At 49.4% G+C, this 19,811-nt stretch carries 11 protein-coding genes and 1 riboswitch; of the genes, 2 read left to right on the top strand and 9 right to left on the bottom strand.

Annotated features, from left to right (window positions below):
• Positions 1–195: 195 nt before the first annotated feature.
• The 6 genes from EOO49_RS16690 to EOO49_RS16665 form a co-directional block, all read right to left on the bottom strand.
• The gene (locus tag EOO49_RS16690) at positions 196–2,085 is read right to left on the bottom strand and encodes an OmpA family protein (protein WP_290847765.1); all 1,890 of its coding nucleotides are present in this window, start codon (positions 2,083–2,085) and stop codon (positions 196–198) included.
• A 4-nt stretch (positions 2,086–2,089) separates the two neighbouring features.
• A complete protein-coding gene (locus EOO49_RS16685) occupies positions 2,090–3,037 on the bottom strand; it encodes a type IX secretion system membrane protein PorP/SprF (RefSeq protein ID WP_290847763.1) in 948 nt (315 codons plus the stop codon).
• A gap of 7 nt (positions 3,038–3,044) precedes the next feature.
• Complete coding sequence (locus tag EOO49_RS16680) at positions 3,045–10,094, bottom strand: gliding motility-associated C-terminal domain-containing protein (RefSeq protein WP_366927245.1); 7,050 nt, start codon at positions 10,092–10,094, stop codon at positions 3,045–3,047.
• A gap of 414 nt (positions 10,095–10,508) precedes the next feature.
• A complete protein-coding gene (locus EOO49_RS16675; RefSeq protein ID WP_290847758.1) occupies positions 10,509–10,976 on the bottom strand; it encodes a hypothetical protein in 468 nt (155 codons plus the stop codon).
• Positions 10,977–11,918: a nitronate monooxygenase gene (locus EOO49_RS16670; protein WP_290847756.1), complete on the bottom strand. Its 942-nt coding sequence runs from the start codon at positions 11,916–11,918 to the stop codon at positions 10,977–10,979.
• On the bottom strand, positions 11,915–13,558 hold the full coding sequence (locus tag EOO49_RS16665) for a S8 family serine peptidase (protein WP_290847754.1): 1,644 nt from the start codon (positions 13,556–13,558) through the stop codon (positions 11,915–11,917). The genes EOO49_RS16670 and EOO49_RS16665 overlap by 4 nt, the downstream gene beginning before the upstream one ends.
• Positions 13,559–13,782: 224 nt before the next feature.
• A riboswitch (SAM riboswitch) is annotated at positions 13,783–13,882 on the top strand.
• A 140-nt stretch (positions 13,883–14,022) separates the two neighbouring features.
• On the opposite strand from EOO49_RS16665, the gene EOO49_RS16660 reads away from it, so the two are divergent.
• Positions 14,023–15,219 carry a PLP-dependent aspartate aminotransferase family protein gene (locus EOO49_RS16660; RefSeq protein ID WP_290847752.1) on the top strand — a complete coding sequence of 399 codons (1,197 nt, stop codon included), beginning with the start codon at positions 14,023–14,025 and terminating at the stop codon, positions 15,217–15,219.
• Between the two features lie 113 nt (positions 15,220–15,332).
• Positions 15,333–16,565 (top strand): homoserine dehydrogenase, encoded by a 1,233-nt coding sequence (locus tag EOO49_RS16655; RefSeq protein WP_290847750.1) that lies wholly within the window; start codon positions 15,333–15,335, stop codon positions 16,563–16,565.
• Positions 16,566–16,741: 176 nt separating this feature from the next.
• Here the strand turns inward: EOO49_RS16655 and EOO49_RS16650 are convergent, their stop codons facing one another.
• From EOO49_RS16650 to EOO49_RS16640, 3 genes are all read right to left on the bottom strand, one after another.
• Complete coding sequence (locus EOO49_RS16650; RefSeq protein ID WP_290847748.1) at positions 16,742–17,167, bottom strand: hypothetical protein; 426 nt, start codon at positions 17,165–17,167, stop codon at positions 16,742–16,744.
• A 9-nt stretch (positions 17,168–17,176) separates the two neighbouring features.
• Positions 17,177–18,364: a tRNA 2-thiouridine(34) synthase MnmA gene (mnmA, locus tag EOO49_RS16645; RefSeq protein ID WP_290847746.1), complete on the bottom strand. Its 1,188-nt coding sequence runs from the start codon at positions 18,362–18,364 to the stop codon at positions 17,177–17,179.
• 102 nt (positions 18,365–18,466) lie between these two features.
• The gene (locus EOO49_RS16640) at positions 18,467–19,183 is read right to left on the bottom strand and encodes a hypothetical protein (protein ID WP_290847744.1); all 717 of its coding nucleotides are present in this window, start codon (positions 19,181–19,183) and stop codon (positions 18,467–18,469) included.
• Positions 19,184–19,811 lie beyond the last annotated feature (628 nt).

Below are 19,811 nucleotides of genomic sequence, written 5' to 3'. Positions count from 1 at the left end.
TTTGAGACTATCGGAATTTCGAACCTGTCACAAAAATCAGCCGAAGACCGAAAATCCAGACAACGAATAATTTTCCTGAGTCGATCTGGAATCCGACGGTCCGAAATCCAGAAAAAACAGAAAAGTCGCTTCCCACAGCGACTTTTCCTCTTTAAACTACTATAATTTAACAACAACTTTCTTTGTTCGGGTTCCTTATCTAAGGATGATGAATTCGCAACGTCTGTTTATGGAATGTTCCTGTTCGGTGCACGGACGATCTGTTCCGCAGTTTACCAACGGCACTTCTTCCCCATAACCTTTTGGCTTCATTCGCTTGCGGTCGATGCCTTTGCCCGCGAGATAATCGACAGCGGCTTGGGCACGACGGTTCGATAAAACAAGGTTGTAAGTGTTAGTGGCGCGTGAATCTGTATGCGCACCAAGTTCGACTTCCATCGCCGGATATTTCGACAAAAGCTCAAACAACGTATTCAACGCGCCCGCGGCTTCCGGCTTGATTTCCCACTTGTTCAGGTCGAAATAGATGTTCTCCATCTGGATCTGGATTTTTCCGTCGTCGCGACGCGTGATGATTTCCTCGGCATCGTCGTAGCATTCCACGAAAAGCTCGATGGTGTAACGCATTTTGCCTTCCTCGTTGGTCACGAATTCCTCGCTGTGCGGAATATAGAAATCCTTGACGGCTTCAATCCTGTATTTCGTGTTCGGTTTGGTCTTGAAAACGTAATCGGCTTTTTGCCCCACGACCATCGTTCCCACAAGGTTATTGGCTTCATCATACAGTGAAACCGTCGTTCCCGGAAGCAGGTTTTTGGTGTTCTTGTCGCGCACTTCGCCTTCTACCATGTAACTCGCCTCGTTCTCGAAACGCGTGAATCCGTAGAGATTGTCCGTGCCTTTGTTTCGGTTGGACGACAGATAACCTTTGTCGTTTTTCTCGTTTACGGCGTATGCGAAATCGTCGGCGCTGGAGTTTATGGTTTCCCCGAGGTTTACCGGTTTGTCCCATCCGCCTTCGTATTGTCTCGTGTAAAAAATGTCCAGTCCGCCAAGGCCTTGATGTCCGTCAGAGGCGAAATACAGTACTTTTCCGTCATCGGACAAATACGGGAATTGCTCGCGGTGTTTGGTGTTGACGATGTTTCCGAGGTTTTGCGGCTGGCCGAATGTTCCGTCGGCGCTGACTTCGACGTAATACAGATCGAAAGAACCTTGTCCGCCTTCGCGATCGCTCGAGAAATACAGGCGTTTTCCGTCTTTTGTCAAAACCGGATGCTGGTTCGAGAATGCTTCGGCATTGAAAGGCAAATCAGTCACATTCGCCCATTTGCCGTTGACGAATTCGGCGCGCATGATACGGATCGTCGCATATTTATCGTCTCCGACATTGACTTTCTTTTTTCCAGTCCGGTTGAAATACATAAAGCGTCCGTCTGCCGAAAAGGTGGCCGAACTCTCGTGCGTCTTCGAATTGATTTCCTTCGGGAACGGCATGATTTTCTTCAACTGTTCCTTGTCGTCGATAACGGCTTCGAACAGGTCGAGATACGGTTTTTCGTTCCATCCGTAATTGCCTTGAGCCGAACGATACGAAGCGAAAACGACTTTGTCGCCAAAGAAAGACATCCCGAAATCACCGTTGTTCGTGCTGCGCGTCATCGGTTGGATCACGTAATCATAAGGTACGTTGAACTGTTGGTTCGAGCGGAAACTCGGCGTGTCTACCGGATATCCGACGTAAATCGCCATGATCGAATCGGCTCTTTGGTAGCTTTCGATTCCCATCAACGATTGGGCATATTTGAACAGATATTCCTTGTCGATGCTGTCGGTTTCCTTTTTCGTCAGATACAACTGTGCGTAAGCCCGCACGGCGTCTTTCATCAGATAATTGTTGTAATAGCAATCGCCCAGATTCTGCAAAATGTCCTTTTCGGGTTTCAGTTGCTCGTACATGGCCGCGGCCTTGAGGTAATTGCGTTTTTTGAACAAAGCGTCGGCCTTGCTCTTGCTCGCCTTGGTTTGGGCGAAGGAGCAAAATCCGATCAAAAGTGTCAATATGGCTAAAAGTGTCTTCTTCATTGGTTTAAAAGAATCGGGGCGATTTATCAAAACCTTTTCCTCCAAAAATATTGTTCAGGTTGAGTTCCCAAATCAGGAAAATCTCGTGTGTGCCCGAGTTGAAATTCCCCAAGTTGGTCAATGTGTAATCATACGAATAACCGATGCGCAAATCTGGTGTGACATAAAATCCGGCCAAACCGCTGATCGAATCGTCGAGGCGATAGCCGGCTCCGAGTTCGAACCGATTGAACAAAAGCGTGTTCAGCGTGATATCGAACGCCATCGGAGCGCCTTTTACACCGCGAACCATCGTCGCAGGTTTCAATTTCCAGTTGTCCGACAAGGTAAAAACATAACCGCCGGTCAAAAAGTAATGGATTTCCTCCACGCCAATCGTCGAGATCGCGTCCTGATGTTCCAAATGTTTCGTGCGAAGCAAGTTCGGAACCGAAGCACCCACGTAATAATTCTCTCCAAAGAAATAGGTTCCGACGCCAACGTTAGGGAAAGTCCTGCTGATGTTGTTGGCAAAAGCCGGATCAGGATCGGTGTCGGAATATTGGAATCCGTTGAAATTCGCGCTGAAAAACGTCGCTCCGGCTTTGAGTCCGAACGACAATTTTGTGGTTTCTCCCGTCGGAATCACGTAAGCCACATCGGCATAAACGTTGTTCTCTTTTACGACATCGCCAATCTCGTCACTCACGATCGAAACGCCCGCCTCTACCCGATTTGCCACGGACGAGTGCAAGAACGCCGTAACAGTTTTGGGCGCGCCAACAGCTCCAACCCATTGCGTGCGGTACAAACCGCCCAAAGTCATCGTGCCTGCATTGTCGGTCGCATAAGCCGGATTTATCACGCTCATGTTGTACATATAATGCGTGAACTGCGGATCTTGCTGGGCCAATCCGGTCATTCCGCAAAGCGCGGCCAAAAGGAAAATAATATGTCTGAATCTTGGACTCATCTAATTTTTATCTGTTAAGGTAAACCCTGCCCTGAAGCGGTTTACGTGCGCCGTCATTGAAATTCAGTATCCAGAAATAAACGCCTGTCGGTACGACGCCGCTTCCAATCATGACGCCGCCTTCCTTGGCTGTTCCGTCCCAGTTTGGCTTGGCCGTGTTTCCTTTGTAAAGGATATTTCCGTTTCGGTTATAAATCTCAAGGGTAAAGTTCGGATACAATTCGCGGATGTTGACGATGTCGAAATCGTCGTTGATGCCGTCTCCGTTCGGAGAGAATCCGTCGGGAATGATCAAGTCTGTACAAACCGTGAGGTCGACAGTTACTTGCAGACGAACCGTTCCCGTACAGGTCGTTCCGGCAAATTCGGCGTAATAAGTCGTTCCGTGAACCAGCAAATCTGTCGGCGCGTAAGCATTTCCGCCCGTTGGCGCGTCGTACCAAACCACGGTTTGTCCGCCAACGATGTTCGCACTCAAATCGGCGATTGTCGGGTTGTCGCGTCCGCAGAATTCATTGCCTTTGTCGATCAATTGCGGTGTATTGTCCTGAGTGACTTCAAAAGTTGTCGAAGCATTCGGATTCGTCGTTCCCGGACAAGTCGATCCCACTTGGATGATATCGGAAATGGAGAAATTGCTGATGCCCAAATTCGGGAGCAAAGTCGCGTCGATCGCGAAAGTCGCCTGACCGTTCACGGCTGTGATGTCGAGGGTTTGGGTTGTCGGATTCACTCCCGTGATCGTATAAGTTATCGTGTAAGTTCCGTCTGGCGCGTCGATGTTCGTGATCGTTGCGGTCGAGCCGGATCCGAGACAAGTATTCGCCACCGAAATCGTCGCTGCGGTCAGATTCGCCACTGGTTCAACCGTGAAATTGGCCGACAACGAAGTCGTGCTGTTTCCGCAAAGATTGCCTTGGCCGACAATTCCCGTGATCGTGATCGTGAAGCTTCCGCCGATATTGATTGCCGAAGCCGGAATCGTGAAAGTCGCATTTCCGCCAGAAACCGCAACGACACCAGAGTTGCCGGTTGATGGAGTCAAACCCGGAATGCTGTAGTTGAAAATATAGTTTCCGTCAGGAATTCCTGTCGCGTTCGAGAGTGTGACCTGAACCGCGTTTCCGAAACAAACCGAAGTCGCCGCAAGGTTCGCACTGTCGAAAACCGGAGTCGGATTCACGGTGAAAGTCGCCGAAACGCCCGAAAGCGTCACATCGCAACCAGAAGCGTTGTTTCTTATGCTGTTGAACGTGATCGTGGTCTGGCCTGTGTTCGGAATGCTCGTTCCGTCGATTGAAATACTTCCGTTTCCGGACGCGATCGTCAAAAGAACCGTTTGATTCGTCAACACGTTCGCTCCCGACAAATCGTAGTTCAACGTGTAAGTGCCGTTGTCCATTCCGGTGAAATTCACCGTTGTGCTTTGTCCGACGCAAACTGGTGTTACTACCTGAATGTTCGCGTTGGTCAACGTCGGATTCGGGGTGATAGTCAATTGGACGTTTTCCGAATCGGTGCCACAAGAATTCGCAATGCTGTAAATGAAAGTATAAGTGCCCGGAATGATCGTGCTCACGTCAAGCGGATTCACGATCGCGATGCCATTTTGGTCTGTCCACGTGCCGCCTGTCACCTCGTTGTCAAGCAAGTTGAACAAATCGAAAGTTCCGAAAGACGGACAAACCGTTTGGATGCCGGAGAAAGTGCCCGCGTTCGCCGCCGGATCGACCACGACCGTGACCAAAGCCGTATCTGTTTCGCAAGGAGCGACGCCGCCTGTAACCGTATAAGTGAAGTGATAAGTGCCCGCACCAACCGTCGACGGATTGAAAATCGTTCCGTTCAACGCGCCTGTGTTGTCGTCGTCAGAGAATGTTCCTGCGCCTTGTGTTCCGTCGAGCGCCGTTGTCAAATCTACCGAAGTCGAGGTGACACACAGCGTGAGGTTTCCGTCCGCGCCGGCATTTGGAGCCGGGAAAACCTGGATTGTCAAAGTGGCCGTATCTGTCGAGCAGAAACCACCGCCAACCGTGTAAGTATAAGTTCCGGAAGGATCGACCGCAGGATCGAAGATATTCGTGCCGCTGGCCAAAGCCGGAGTCCAGGTTCCGCCCGCTTGAGGTGTTCCGCCAAGTAAAGTCGTCAAATCAACCGGATCGTAACTCGAACAAAGCACTGCGTTCGCGCTCTCACCTGCATCCGGAATCGGGTTTACCGTAACAGTAACCGTCGCCGAATCGTTATCGCAAGGCTGTGATCCGATAAAAGTATAAGTATAGACGCCCGCAGCATCTACCGCCGGATTGAAAACGCCCGTTCCACTAGCCAAGGCCGGCGACCACGTTCCTCCTACCTGGGGTGTTCCGTTGAGTGAGTTGATCAAATCCTGAGGCGCACTGTCTATGCAAAGTGTAAGCGTTCCGTCTTCGCCCGCATTCGGACCTGGCGTAACGGTTACTATTACGGTCGCGCTATCGTTTCCGCAAGTGAAATTCCCTGCGATCGTGTAAGTATATGTTCCTGACGGATCGACCGCAGGATTGAAAATTCCCGTGCCGCTTGCCAATGCCGGAGTCCACGTGCCGCCTGTTTGGGCGTTCGGACCCAGCAATAGGAAAAGATCTTGCGGATTGCTGTTCGAACAAACGTCCAAAGTGTTGTCGTCGCCCGCATTTACCGGCGGAATAAAGCTCACCGTCACCGTTGCCGTATCTGGCGGGCAAGGCGCATTCGCGTTCAAAGTGTAAGTATACGTTCCGGCAGGATCGACTGCAGGATTGAAGATTCCCGTTCCGCTGGCCAAAGTTGGCGTCCAGACACCGCCTGGTTCTGCGTCAGGTCCGAGGAAATTGATAAGGTCGAAAGGTGTCGCGTCGGTACAAACCTGCGCATTTCCGTTGTCGCTGCCCGCATTCGGTCCATCCAAAACGGTAACCACGACACTTCCCGTAAGATTTTGCACGCACGTTCCCAAAGCCGCGCTTATGAGTTCGAAAGTCGATGTTCCGGTTAAAGTTGGAGTTACAGTTGCCGTTCCCGAAGCGTCGAGTGTCACGGTCAGAGCCGGAGTTCCGCCGTTGACAGTATAAGTTACGACCGCGCCCGGCGTTCCCGTGAAAATCACGGTTGCGCTTGTTCCCGAACAGATCGTCTCGTTTCCGTCCGCAGAAATCGTCGCCGTGGGAAGTGGTACAACAGTGATTGTCGCCGTTCCGCTTACCGTTACCGGACAAGTCGTCGTTCCGCCAGTGCTTACCGAAAGCAATGTGAAAACGGTCGTTTCGTTGAAAATCTGACCGATTGTTGCTACACCCAAAGCATCGAGCGTTACAGTCAGGTTCGTTCCCGGAGGATTTACGGAGTAAGTAACGACCGCGTTGGGTGTTCCCGTAAAAGTCACAGACGCGAATTCGCCCGCGCAAATCGTTTGGTCGGCTGCGATCGTGACAGTTGGCAACTGTTGCACTGTAATTGTTACCGTTCCCGAAACAGGTTGGCTGCAACCCGGAGTTCCCGTTGTGGCCGCGCTTACCAAAGTAAAGACGGTCGTGGCCGAAAATGCCTGGGTGATCGTGGCGATTCCGTTCGCGTCAAGCGTGATGGTTTGCGTTCCGCCCGGCGTAACCGTATAAGTGATGATCGCGCCTGGCGTTCCCGTAAATGTGATTGTCGCAGTATCGCCCGGACACACTGTCGCGTCGGCTGCGATTGTAGCCGTCGGAGCCGGAACAACCGTGATCGTGACAGTTCCCGATAGTGGCTGCGTACAAGCTGGCGTTCCCGAAGTCGTCGCACTTACCAAAGTGTAGACTGTCGTTTCGGTGTAGACTTGTGTGATGCTCGCGTTTCCGGAGGCGTCAAGCGTAATTTGTTGGTTCGGACCGCCATTGACCGTGTAGGTCACGACAGTGTTTGGCGTTCCGGTAAACGTGATTGTTGCGCTTTCTCCCGGACAGATCGTTTCATCCGAAGCAATCGTAACAGTCGGTGGTGGCACGACTGTAATCGTGACCGTTCCCGAAATCGGCTGTGTACAAGAAGGAGTTCCGCCAGAAGTGATATCCACCAAAGCGAAAACTGTCGTTACGGTGTAAGTGTTCGTAATCGATGCCGTTCCGGATGCGTTAAAAGTTATCGTTTGGGGCGCGCCTGCGTTGATCGTGTAAGTCACCGTTGCATTCGGAGTTCCGGTAAAAGTTACTGTTGCGCTTCCGCCAGGACAAATCGTGGCATCTGCAGCAATCGTTACCGTTGGTGGCGGTACTACCGTAATGGTGACCGTTCCCGTTGCCGTTTGGAAACACGATGGTGTTCCGCCTGTTGAGACACTGACCAAGGTGTAAATCGTTGTCGCAGTATAAGTTTGGGTGGTTGTCGCCGTCCCGGTTGCGTCAAGCGTGATTGTCTGGCTTACTCCGCCGTTTACCGCGTAAGCGACAATGGCGTTTGGAGTTCCCGTAAATGTGACCGTCGCTTGCTGGCCTGAACAGATCGTTTGGTCGGATGCGATTGTCGCAGTCGGAAGCGGTACGACAGTAATGGTGACCGTGCCCGAAATTGGTTGGACGCAAGAAGTTGGCCCGTTTGCCGAAATGCTCACCAAAGTGAAAACCGTGGTGGCTGTGTAAGTTCCCGTGATCGAAGCCGTTCCTGCCGCGTTGAGGACAATCGTCAAATTCGGACCGCCGTTGATCGTATAAGTTACCGTCGCGTTAGGCGTTCCCGTAAATGTCACCGTCGCTTGTTGTCCGGAGCAAATCGTTTGGTCGGATGCGATTGTTACCGTTGGCGGTTGAATCACCGTAATGGTGATCGAGCCCGTTTGCGGTTGGCTGCAACTTGGAGTTCCGCCAGTAGAGGCGCTCACCAACGTGAAAGTCGTTGTTGCGTTGAATGTCTGCGTAAGTTGGAAAAGTCCCGAACCGTCCAAAGTAACGGTTTGAGGCGCGCCTCCGTTTACGGTATAAGTCACGACAGCGAAAGGCGTTCCACTGAAAGTGACCGTTGCTTGTTGTCCGGCGCAGACCGTCTGATTCGAGAAAATATTCACCGTTGGAGGCGGAACAACCGTGATCACGACCGAGCCCGAAGCCGGACCGGTACAACTCGGAGTGCCACCGGACGCTACGCTGACAAGTGAAAACGTCGTCGTGGCGGTGTAAGTATTCGTGATGGACGCCGTTCCCGACGCGTTCAAGGTAATCGTCTGGTTCGGTCCGCCGTTGATCGTATAAGTCACCGTCGCGTTTGCCGTTCCCGTAAAATTCACCGTGGCACTTTGCCCGGGACAAATCGTCTGGCTTGCCGTGATCGCCACAGAGGGAAGCGGAAGCACAGTGATGACGACCGTTCCGAAGACGTTTTGCGTACAAGAAGTAGTGCCGCCCGTAGTCACGCTGACCAACGAATAAGTTGTCGTGGCCGTATAAGTTTGTGTGAAAGAAGCTGTTCCGGATGCGTTCAGCACGATGCTCGCCGGCGTACCTCCGTTGATCGTGTAATTCACCGTCGCATTTGGCGTTCCCGTAAAAGTTACCGTCGCACTTCCGCCAGGACAAACACTTTGGGAAGTTGCGATCGTAGCGGTAGGAGCCGGAACAATGGTAATCGTGACCGAACCCGTCAAAGGTTGCGAACAGCCCGGAGTTCCCGAAGATGTGATGCTGACAAGGTTGATGACGGTCGTAGCCGAATAAGTTCCGGTGATAACTGCCGTGCCCGATGCATTCAGCGTAATAGTCTGACTCGGCCCGCCGTTTACAGTATAAGTTACGGTCGAATTCGGAGTTCCCGTTATCGTGACCGTTGCTGATTGTCCCAAACAAACGCTTTGGTTGGATGCGATTGTCGCGGTCGGCAAAGGCAAAACCGTGATCGTGATCGAACTGTTGAGCGTTTGCGTACAAGTATTTGTGCCATTTGACGTTACGCTCACCAAGTTGTAAACAGTCGTGGCGATGTAAGTTTGCGTGATTGTCGCCGTTCCGGACGCGTTCAGCGTAATGGTCTGGTTCGCGCCTCCATTTACGTTATAGGTCACGACAGCATTCGGCGTTCCCGTAAAAGTCACCGTCGCCGATTGACCCGAACAAATCGTGGTATTGGCAGCAATCGCAGCAGTCGGCAAAGGCAAAACCGTAATCGTGACGGTAGCATCATCTTGCGGACACTGCGTCGCGCCGACATTATAGGTAAACACGTAAGGACTTCCCGCGAGCGTAAGTCCTGAAAGGTTCAAAGTTCCCAAATAGCCGCCGGTCGTAGGAAACGGCCCGGTCCAGGTTCCGCCCGTATTCGGGGAATTGCCCAAAAATGAGAAAAGGTTTACAGGTGGCGAAGTTGCCGTTTCGTTTTGACAGATTTGGAAAGTGCCGTCGGTTCCGGCGTTGTTCGGATTGATCAGATTTACCGTGACTTCCAGTCTGTTCGCGCTCTCGCAAGGCGGATCGACCGACGTCGCATAGTACGTTCCGCCGTTCACCAAAGGCGTATTCGGAGGCAAGACCAAAACCGAAGTGGGAGTCGCATACCAGTTGTAACTTGATCCGCCGGGCGTAAGATTCGCCACGGTTGGAGGATTTCCGGAAAGGTTACAGAAAGTCTGGATCGCCGGACCGATAGGAACCGGAACCACACCAATATTGACCAAAACCGAAAAACGAGAAGTCTCGCAGCCCGTGTTCGGATTCGTCTGGCTCGCGTAATAAAAAGTATTGTCGTTTAGGACGGTTGTCGGCGCAAGTGGCGCACCGCCTGTTGGAGTCGTGTACCATTGGATGTTATTCCCCGTCGCCTGAAGGTTCGCGATAGTGGCGTTCACCGGATTGTCGACGCAAACGCCCTGGAAGTTCAGTCCGGTAGGTTTGGTGTAGATCACGACGTTCACGCTTGGGCGAGGTGTACACGTATTGGCAGTGTTGCTCGCGTAATAAGTTTGTCCGTTTACAAGGTCAGATCCTGCGGGAAGCGCCGTTCCGCCAGAAGCCGAAGTGTACCAAACGACGCCGCCGCCAGTGTTGGTAGCAGCAAGACTTTCGATTGTTGGCGACTGCAAATCACAGAACGATTGGTTTGGATTGGAAATCGTCGGGCATTGTGAAAACGCCGATTCTGTCCCTGCCACCAAAAGGATCCAAAAAAAGAAAAAGTATGTTAGTTTAGCGATAGTAGTCTTCCTCATAAGCAAAAGGACGGCTGTAAAATCCCGAAATTCCTACAGCAATTTCGCACAAAAGTACAAAATACCGCAAGCCGTTGACGCGTTTTCCGAACAAACCTGAAAACATTCACATTCGCTCGCAAAACACTTGTTAATATTAGTTAAAATAAACAATTGACTCTGTCCAAAAAACCAATGTTATGAACAAAATCATTAACAGAAAACACTTGGGGATTTTTCGGCAATGGGTCGATTTGGGGCAACGCAGGTACCGGTTTTCACCGCTGGCAAATTACACAAAAAATGGATTCAATCGACTTTGATATTCTTATCGGGAAAATTTTCGATGTTGTAGACGATTACCACATTTTTCTGGTTGATATACAACTGTTTGCGACTTCCCTGTTTCTTGCGTTCGATCAGGGAAACCGTGAAAGGCATGCCATCGTCGTCGGTACAGGTGAACGGATACACGATGTCGTTTTCGGTTTCCTGTATCTGTTCGTAGCTGATGATGTCATAAAGTTGCACTTCCTGTGAATACACGACGATGCGGCCTTTCTTGGTGTCAAGCGAAATGACGATGTTGGACGGCTTGAGCGCAGACCACTTTCCCCAATTCCCTTTTTCGTCCTTTTCCATCACGCTGAAACCCGTCGACAGAAACTTGAAAACCTTGCCGACATCTTCTTTCCTTTTGGTGTTGAGATCTTGGGCTTTCGCCGAAAAACATCCGAACAAAACCACGAAAAACAACGCCACTCCTAATTTTTTCATTTACTGCAGATTTATCATTTCACTTTTCGCCGATTCGAACTCGGCCATCATATCGGCAACGATCTTCGCCGCCGGCTTAATGTCGTCGATCAAACCCGAAATCTGTCCGATCTCGAGCTCGCCTTCGTTCAAATCGCCTTCAAACATACCTTTTTTGGCGCGCGCACGGCCAAGCAATGTCTTTAAATCGTCAACCGATGGTGTTTTAGTATACAGATCGACGATATCTTCGAAAAATTTATTCTTGATCAGCCGCACGGGCGCCAATTCCTTAAGCGTGACGTGGGTTTGTCCTTCGTCGAGCGCAACTATCGCGTTCTTGAAATTATCATGTGCCGACGATTCTTCGGAGGCACAAAAACGACTTCCCACCTGAACGCCATCGGCACCCAAAACCATTGCCGCCAACATGCCTTTTCCCGTTGCGATTCCGCCCGCCGCAATGATCGGGATCGTCACTTTTTGCTTCACCATCGGAAGTAGCGTAAACGTGGTTGTTTCCTCTCGACCGTTGTGTCCGCCGGCTTCAAAACCTTCGGCCACGACCGCATCTACTCCGGCTTCCTGAGATTTCAATGCGAATTTGGAACTGCTCACGACATGAACCACCGTGATGCCTTTTTCCTTGAGAAACGAAGTATAGGTTTTTGGATTTCCGGCAGATGTAAAAACGATTTTGACATCTTCTTCCACGATGATGTCGATGATTTCGTCGAGATTCGGATACAGCATCGGAACATTCACGCCAAACGGCTTGTCAGTCGCCGCTTTGCATTTTTGGATGTGTTGGCGAAGTACGTCGGGATACATCGAGCCAGCGCCTATGATTCCGAGTCCGCCGGCATTGCTTACCGCACTGGCCAAGCGCCAACCGCTGTTCCAGATCATTCCGGCCTGGACGATCGGATACTGGATTTTGAAAAGTTGGGTAATCCTGTTCATCGACTTTTGATGAATTTTCCCGATTGTCTCGCACCCGAGGTCACGAAACTGTAGACGTAAATTCCCGAAGCGAGTTCGCTGCAATCGAGATCGGACTGTTGCGCTTCTATATTTTTGCTCAAAACGAGTTGTCCGAGTTGGTTGTAAACCTCAAGCTTAGCCGTTTCGGAATGGTTCGGAAGTTCGAAGTGGATCGTATTTTTGACAGGATTTGGCCAGATCGTGAATTTTTGCTGCAGATTTTGGTCGACCGACAAAGCATTTTGTAGCGCCAGATTGAAATCGGGAACGCCATAACCCTTGAAAGCTGTCGGATTAGCGAACAAATCGGCGGACTGTTTTACGAAATCGACAACCTGCTGATTCGTCAAACTCGGGACCGCCGACCAAAAAGTGGCGATCATTCCGGCCATGATCGGGCTTGAAAACGAGGTTCCGTTTGCGGTCGTGATCGTTCCGGCCGCACTCGAAACCGTTGCGCCTTGTCCGCGTGCGCAGACATCGGGTTTCACGCGACCGTCGGTTGTCGGTCCGATCGAACTGAAGCTTGCGTAATTTTCTGTGGCTGTTACCGCGCCTATCGTCAAGACGTTGATCGCATCTGCGGGAACGCTCACAAAATTGTCCGTATCGGAATTACCGTCGTTCCCGGCCGAGACCACGACGACCATTCCTTTGGAAAAAGCCGCGTCGGCACCGCGGGAAATGAAAGCTTTCGTGCCGTTTCTTTCGGCATACGTATAACTGTAAGCCGGATTGTCGTAAATCTTGTAGCCCAAAGACGTATTGATCACGTCAACGCCAAGACTGTCAGCCATTTCAGCGGCTTCGACCCAATACGATTCCTCGACCGGATTTTCGTATTCGATCGCTTCGGTGATAAATAGATAATATTGGGAATCCGGAGCCGTCCCGACCAGTTGGTTGTCGACAAAGCCGCCCATCGTGGAAAGCACGAGCGTTCCGTGGTTGTTTCTTGTAAAAATATCCTCGTTTCCGTCAGGGAAATTGTATCCGCCCAGGATCAGATTGTTGTCCCAAAGTCGTTGGAAAGGCGCGGCCGTGTTGACTCCGGGAAAACCGGCATCGAGAACGGCGATCATTTTGCCCGTGCCCGTGAAATCCTGTTGGTGCAGCAAATGTCCGTTGAGCATCTGGATTTGGTTGGCCGAATTTCCATAGTTGAAACTGACCAGTGCTTCCAATGTCTTTCCCGTTTGATGATTCGGGTTCGAAACCGTCGGAATTTCTTTTTTGGCCAATTTTTTGTCGGCTGTGGTGTCCAGCGAATCATCTGCAAAATCAATCGAGGAAACGAACGAAAGGGCCAGCAAACCATTGATGTTCGCCTGCGTTCCTCTCACATGCACCGCATTGAGCCACTTGGATTTCGCCAACACCGAAACGCCTGTGGCAGCCTCGACCTGATCGATATAGGATTGCGTTACGGGAACATCTGTCGAATTGAGGGAAATATTTTGGGCTGTTCGCCTGTCGAGCGCGCGTTGCGTCAACATTTCGAGCGGATTGTCGAGGTAGAACTGGGCGTTTTGCTTATCGGAAAAATAAACCCACGCGTCCTGTTGTGAAAAACACGTGAAACCCGAAAACAAAGCGACTATAAAAAGTAGCTTTTTCATGTAGTTGCAAGCCGTTTCTTGGCCGATTCAAATATACGAATTGGATTGACTTTTGGTCGTAAATGTTGGAAAATAGCAAATCCGAAAGAAAAATAAATGTTAAAATTTACAACATAAACCAATGATAATCAGATGATTTCAGATTTCAAAAAAATTAAATCCCAAAATTGGCTTGCATAGTTCATTTTTCCGCCCCTATCTTTGCACTGCGTTCTAAGAAATTATTCTTATCCAGAAAGACCGAGGGATTTGACCCTGTGACGTCTTGGCAACCTGTCTCACGATAAGGTGCCACATTCAACCCGGAAACGGGACAGATAAGTAAGAAAAAGCTATTTATATCTCACCATATACGTGCTCTTCTGACTTATCGGAGGAGCACTTTTTTTTTGCTCTTTCCGATAGACTGTGTAAGAAAGTTTTTTAAGCCGAAACAACTATTTCAAACTTAAAAAAACAAGATCATGCAAGAGCAAACTTCCATCCTGAACTACATTCCCGTTGACGAGCAAACCGGATCGATCTCGGTTCCGATTTACCAGACTTCGACTTTCGTGCAAGACGCTCCGGGCGTTCACAAAGGTTTCGACTACGCCAGAAGCAACAATCCGACGCGAAAAGTGCTCGAGGACATCATCGCCAAACTTGAGAATGGCACCAACGGATACGCTTTCGCCTCAGGACTTGCCGCAATCGACGCCGTGGTAAAACTGTTGAAAGCCGGCGACGAGATCATTGCCGTCGACGACATTTACGGAGGTGCTTTCAGACTGTTCACCCACGTTTACGAAAAATTCGGTATTACCGTAAAATACACCGATTCGACCGACGCCGCCAACGTAGCGGCGGCAGTGACGGACAAAACCGCCCTCATCTGGATCGAATCGCCAACCAACCCAACTTTGAAAATTTCTGACATTCGGGCGATTGCGAAGACCGCTAAACAACACGGCATTCTTCTTTGCGTCGACAACACGTTCGCTTCGCCCGTTGCTCAGAAACCGATCGATTTTGGAGCCGACATCGTGGTTCACAGCGCCACAAAATACATTTCGGGCCACTCCGACCTGATCGCCGGATTGGTTGTAACCGCTACACAGGAACTCGGTGACAAGATCAAATTCATCCAAAATGCATCGGGAGCGATTCTTGGGCCATTCGATTCTTGGCTCGTGATCCGCGGGATCGAGACTTTGACGCTCCGGATTCGCCAACACGCCGAAAACGCACAGAAAATCGCTGAATTTTTGGTGGATGAAAAACTCGTCAAGAACGTTTATTATCCGGGACTGAAAACCCACAAGAACCACGAGATCGCAAAATCGCAGCAAAAATACTTCGGTGGCGTCGTGACTTTCGACTTGGTAGTGGACGACAAAGACCTCGCGATCAAAATCGTGACAGCGACGAAATTGTTCAAACTGGCAGAATCGCTTGGAGGCGTGAAATCGCTTTTGTGTCTGCCGTGCGAAATGACCCACAAATCGATCCCGAGCGAAAAGCGCTACCAAAGTGGTGTTACGGACAGCTTGATTCGCTTGTCGGTTGGTTTGGAAGATGCCGATGATCTGATCGCCGATCTGAAACAGGCTTTTGCGGTTGCGACCGGATCTGTTCCGACGGAAAAAGTGAACGTGGAATTCACTTCGGAAGTCATCTAAACACAACCACATTTACTTCAGGGGCGACCTACAAGGTTTCCAAAACCTTGTAGGTCTAAAACCTGTCACCAAAATTTACTTTTATCGAGTTACCGTAACAAACCTACAAGGTTTTGAAAACCTTGCAGGTTACCCAATTCCTTATCAAAGTGTCAAGAAAAACCCTAAATATCGGCTTGTTCGGTTTCGGCTGCGTAGGCTTCGGATTGTACGAAGTGCTTCAAAAAACGCCCGGACTCAAAGCCAACATCAAGAACATCTGCGTCAAAAATCCGGATAAACAACGCGAGATCGGCTCGGAAAACTTCACTTTCAATCCCGACGATTTGCTCAACGATCCCGAAATCAACGTGATCGTGGAATTGATCGACGATGCCGACGCCGCTTTCGAGATTACCAAAAAAGCTTTGAAATCTGGCAAAGCCGTGGTTTCGGCCAACAAGAAAATGGTCGCCGAACACTTCGAGGAATTGTTGCAATTGCAACGCGAAAATAACGTTCCGCTTTTGTATGAAGCCGCTTGTTGCGCGAGTATGCCGATTATCCGCAACCTGGAGGAATATTACGACAACGACCTTTTGGAATCGATCCAGGGAATCGTCAACGGTTCGACGAATTATATACTGACGAAAACATCTCGCGATAAATTATCGTATGAAGACGCTTTGAAAGAAGCGCAGGAAAAAGGATTTGCCGAAAGCAACCCGATTCTCGACACGGGCGGATTCGATGCCAAATACAAATTGCTCATCCTGCTCGCCCACTCTTTCGGCCATATTGCCAAACCGGACGACATCCTGAACATCGGGATCGACAATTTGGGAGCGCTTGAACTCAAGTATGCGGCTGAAAAAGGTTGGAAAATCAAGCTCGTGGCTCAGGCTTTCAAGCATTCTGACGGAAATGTGGGCGCGTTCGTATTGCCCAAGTTCGTCTCTCCCGAAGACCGACTTTTCAACGTGGACGATGTATTCAACGGAGTCGTGACCAAAACGAGTTTCGCCGACGAGCAGTTTTTCGTGGGACGAGGCGCCGGAGCGCATCCGACCGCAAGCGCCGTTTTGAGCGACATATCAGCTTTGACCTACGACTATAAATACGAGTACAAGAAAATCGCCAGAGGCGAGGAAATCGCTTTGGCCGAAAACATAGACCTGAACGTTTTCCTGCGCCACGAGAAACACGAAGCCGAAAACCTAAAGCCGTTTTTCAAGAAAGTATCGGAATCTTATTTGAACGGTGAAGCCGGATATATCACGGGCACGATCTCGTTCGAGAATCTCAGGAAAGTCCACCGGGACGAAACGCTTGTGAAGTCATTTGTGCTTTTGGATGTGGTTGGATAGCTATGAGTTATGAGGTGTGAGTTATAAGATGTAGTAACAAGAACCACAGACTCATTACTCAAGACTCAAGACTAATTTTTGTTTTTGTTTGGTAAGCTTCTGCTCAAGAAGTGACAAACCCCGCTTGTGAGAATGGCGGGGTTTAGTTTTTTAGTAGATCTATCGATATTTCACCATCAATTGCTCGCGTTCTTCTTGACGTCGAAAGTACATTCGATGTACTTCTCGACCGTTCCGTCGGATAGATTTCCAGAGAAAACGCCTTTGAGTCGCGTATCGGAATTCACCGAGACATTCGAGTAGAAAACGTCGTTGATCTGGTAAACCGTGCCTTCGGACACATTCGGGATAAACTCGACGTGCTCGACTACATTATCGCCCGTTGCGCCAACCACGACATCGAAGTTGAGCTGTTCGCCAGTGCGATCGGCGTACACAAGAATGGCATTTTCGCCGTCGGCGTTCACATCTTGCGTGGTTTCGGCAAAAAACGGACGCTGTGCGCCATCTGAAGTCAGGTATAATTCGACTTTGGCAGCGTCGTCCGAACTCGAACAACCCGCGAAAACGGCAACTGCCAAAAACAAAACGATCTTTTTCATATCAAAATTTTAGGAAATGACGCCAGATCCGACCAATTCATCATCGATGTACCAAGCCGCGAACTGACCTTCTGTAATCGCCGATTGCGCGTCCTTAAACGAAATGTACATTCCGGTCTCGAATTGGTGCAAAGTGGCTTTCTGCAAAGGCTGACGATACCGGATTCTCACCATCACGTCCTTGGTTTGGTTGTCTTCCAGACGCAAATCTTCGCGAACCCAATGTACTTCTTCCTTTCGGATAAATAACGCTTTTCTGAACAAGCCCGGATGCGATTGACCCATTCCGGTGTAAATCGCATTCGATTCGACGTCAGTGGCGATGATGAACAACGGTTCTTTCGTGCCTCCTACATTCAGGCCTTTTCTTTGTCCGATGGTATAAAAATGTGCCCCGACGTGTTTGCCGACAGCTTTTCCCATTTCGGGTCTGTACGAAATATTGTGGGACGAAAATTCCAATTGTTGTTCAACCGACGCGAATTCAGTTTTTTCATCCGAATAAATTGTCGCCGATTCGTCAATCTGGTAAATCACGCCGTCTTTGGGTTGCAATTGCTGCTGAAGGAATTCGGGCAGGCGCACTTTTCCGATGAAACACAAACCTTGTGAATCTTTCTTTTCGGCCGTGACCAATTCCATTTCGGAAGCGATTTTGCGCACTTCGGATTTTTGCAGTTCGCCTATCGGAAACAAAGCTTTCGAAAGCTGCTCTTGCGTAAGTTGGCACAAAAAGTACGATTGATCCTTGTTATTGTCTTCGCCCGAAAGCAGGCTGTAAACGGTTTTCCCGTCGATTTCCTGTTCTGATTTGCGGCAATAATGACCGGTGGCGACATAATCGGCACCGAGTTCGAGCGCGATTTTCATGAACACGTCGAATTTGATCTCGCGGTTGCACAAAACATCCGGATTCGGCGTTCGGCCTTTTTCGTATTCGGCAAACATATAGTCGACGATGCGCTCCTTGTATTGTTCCGACAGATCGATCGTCTGAAACGGAATCCCGAGTTTTTCAGCCACCAAAAGCGCGTCGTTGCTGTCCTCGAGCCAAGGACATTCGTTCGAGATCGTCACGCCTTCATCGTGCCAGTTTTTCATGAAAAGCCCGATGACTTCGTACCCTTGCTGCTGCAAAAGATAAGCGGCCACGCTCGAATCGACTCCGCCGGACAATCCTACTACTACTCTCTTCATTTTAATTAATAATGAATAATGAACAATTAATAATGAATAATTGCCTCGACGAAGATTACGCAAGGTCAATTATTACTTGTTATTAATTGATCCGCAAAATTACTAAAAATCTTTCCTCGGTGGCAATTTTTGGAACTTGCGTTGCAGCGGATATTTCTCCTTCTTCTCCAACTTGCCGTTCTTGTAGAATTCCCAAGTGCCTTTCTTCTCGCCGTTTTCGTATCGGCCTTTCGAGGCGATTGTGCCGTCAGGATTGCGATAGACGGCGTCACCTTGCTCCTTTCCGTTTGCGAAAGTGACTTCCTCGAGCAAGATATTGTCTTTGTTTTCGGCATATTTATTATAAATGCCGTTCCTGATTCCGTCAGTGTAATTGGTGACGTTGGCCAATTGCCCGTTTTTGTAGAAAACCTTTCGTTCACCGACGAGTTTTCCGTTCCTGTAGTTCTCAAGCGTCATCAGCGCCGGGGAATTCTCGTGGTAATATTTCCATTCGCCTTCATATTGCTTGTTGACGAGTTTGCCTTCGCTTACCTTATTGCCTTTTTGGTTGAAGAAAGTATTGTAGACAGTGCCGTCTGCGCGGAATTCACGCGTGGCGATGACCGTTCCGGCTTTGGTGTCGTCGAAGAACTTGAAGGTTCCGGTTTCTTTCCCGTGGTCGAACGTTCCTTCATATCTGGGACGCTTGGATTCTTCGTAGACGCCTTTCCAAAGCCCGTGTTTCTTTCCGCCGGAATCGTTTTTATTGACGTCTTGCGCAAAAACGGAAAGACTCGCAAAAAGGGTAAAAAGCAGAAAAGAACGGAATACTTTCATGATATCGGTTTTGGATTTACCTAAATAACTTAAATGAAGCGATTTTATTTTGTGGATGCGTGCAAAGGTACGAAGTCTCGGAGTTGAAATCCCAAATCACAAATTCCAAATTCCAAACTCCCATAGCTCTCGCGCAGATTGCAATTTCGAAATTCATTCAGGTCACGACTTTATCGACAAAAAATCCGTGCGATCTAAATTGCGAAGAGGTAAAATCCGTGTAAATCAGTGAATTGTCTTCGGCCAGTTCGCGTCGCTCGGGTCGCGGCAAAAAACTGAACGAAGTCCGCCAAAACGATTGGCGACGGAGCAGATAAATTAGTGAATTAGTGGCCAAAAAAACTGGACGAAGTCCGCGGCAACGATTGGCGACAACGCAGATAAATTCTTGAATTTGTGGCCAAAAAAAACTGGACGAAGTCCGTGGCAACGATTGGCGACAAAGCGCATGTGAATTGGAAATGGAATTTGAATTGATTACGCAGCGAAAAAGAAAACCTACAAGGTTGAAAAAAACCTTGCAGGTTTGGTCGAGAATAGAAATCTCGATTCACAGGAATCGCGTTAGGGATTTTATCGACAAAAATCCGTGCGATCCAAAATGCGAAGCATCAAAATCCGTGCAATC

This window comes from Flavobacterium sp. (assembly GCF_004295795.1).
GTDB lineage: Bacteria > Bacteroidota > Bacteroidia > Flavobacteriales > Flavobacteriaceae > Flavobacterium.
The sequence above is the reverse complement of the archived record's forward strand: the minus strand, read 5'-3'. Positions and strand labels throughout refer to the sequence as shown.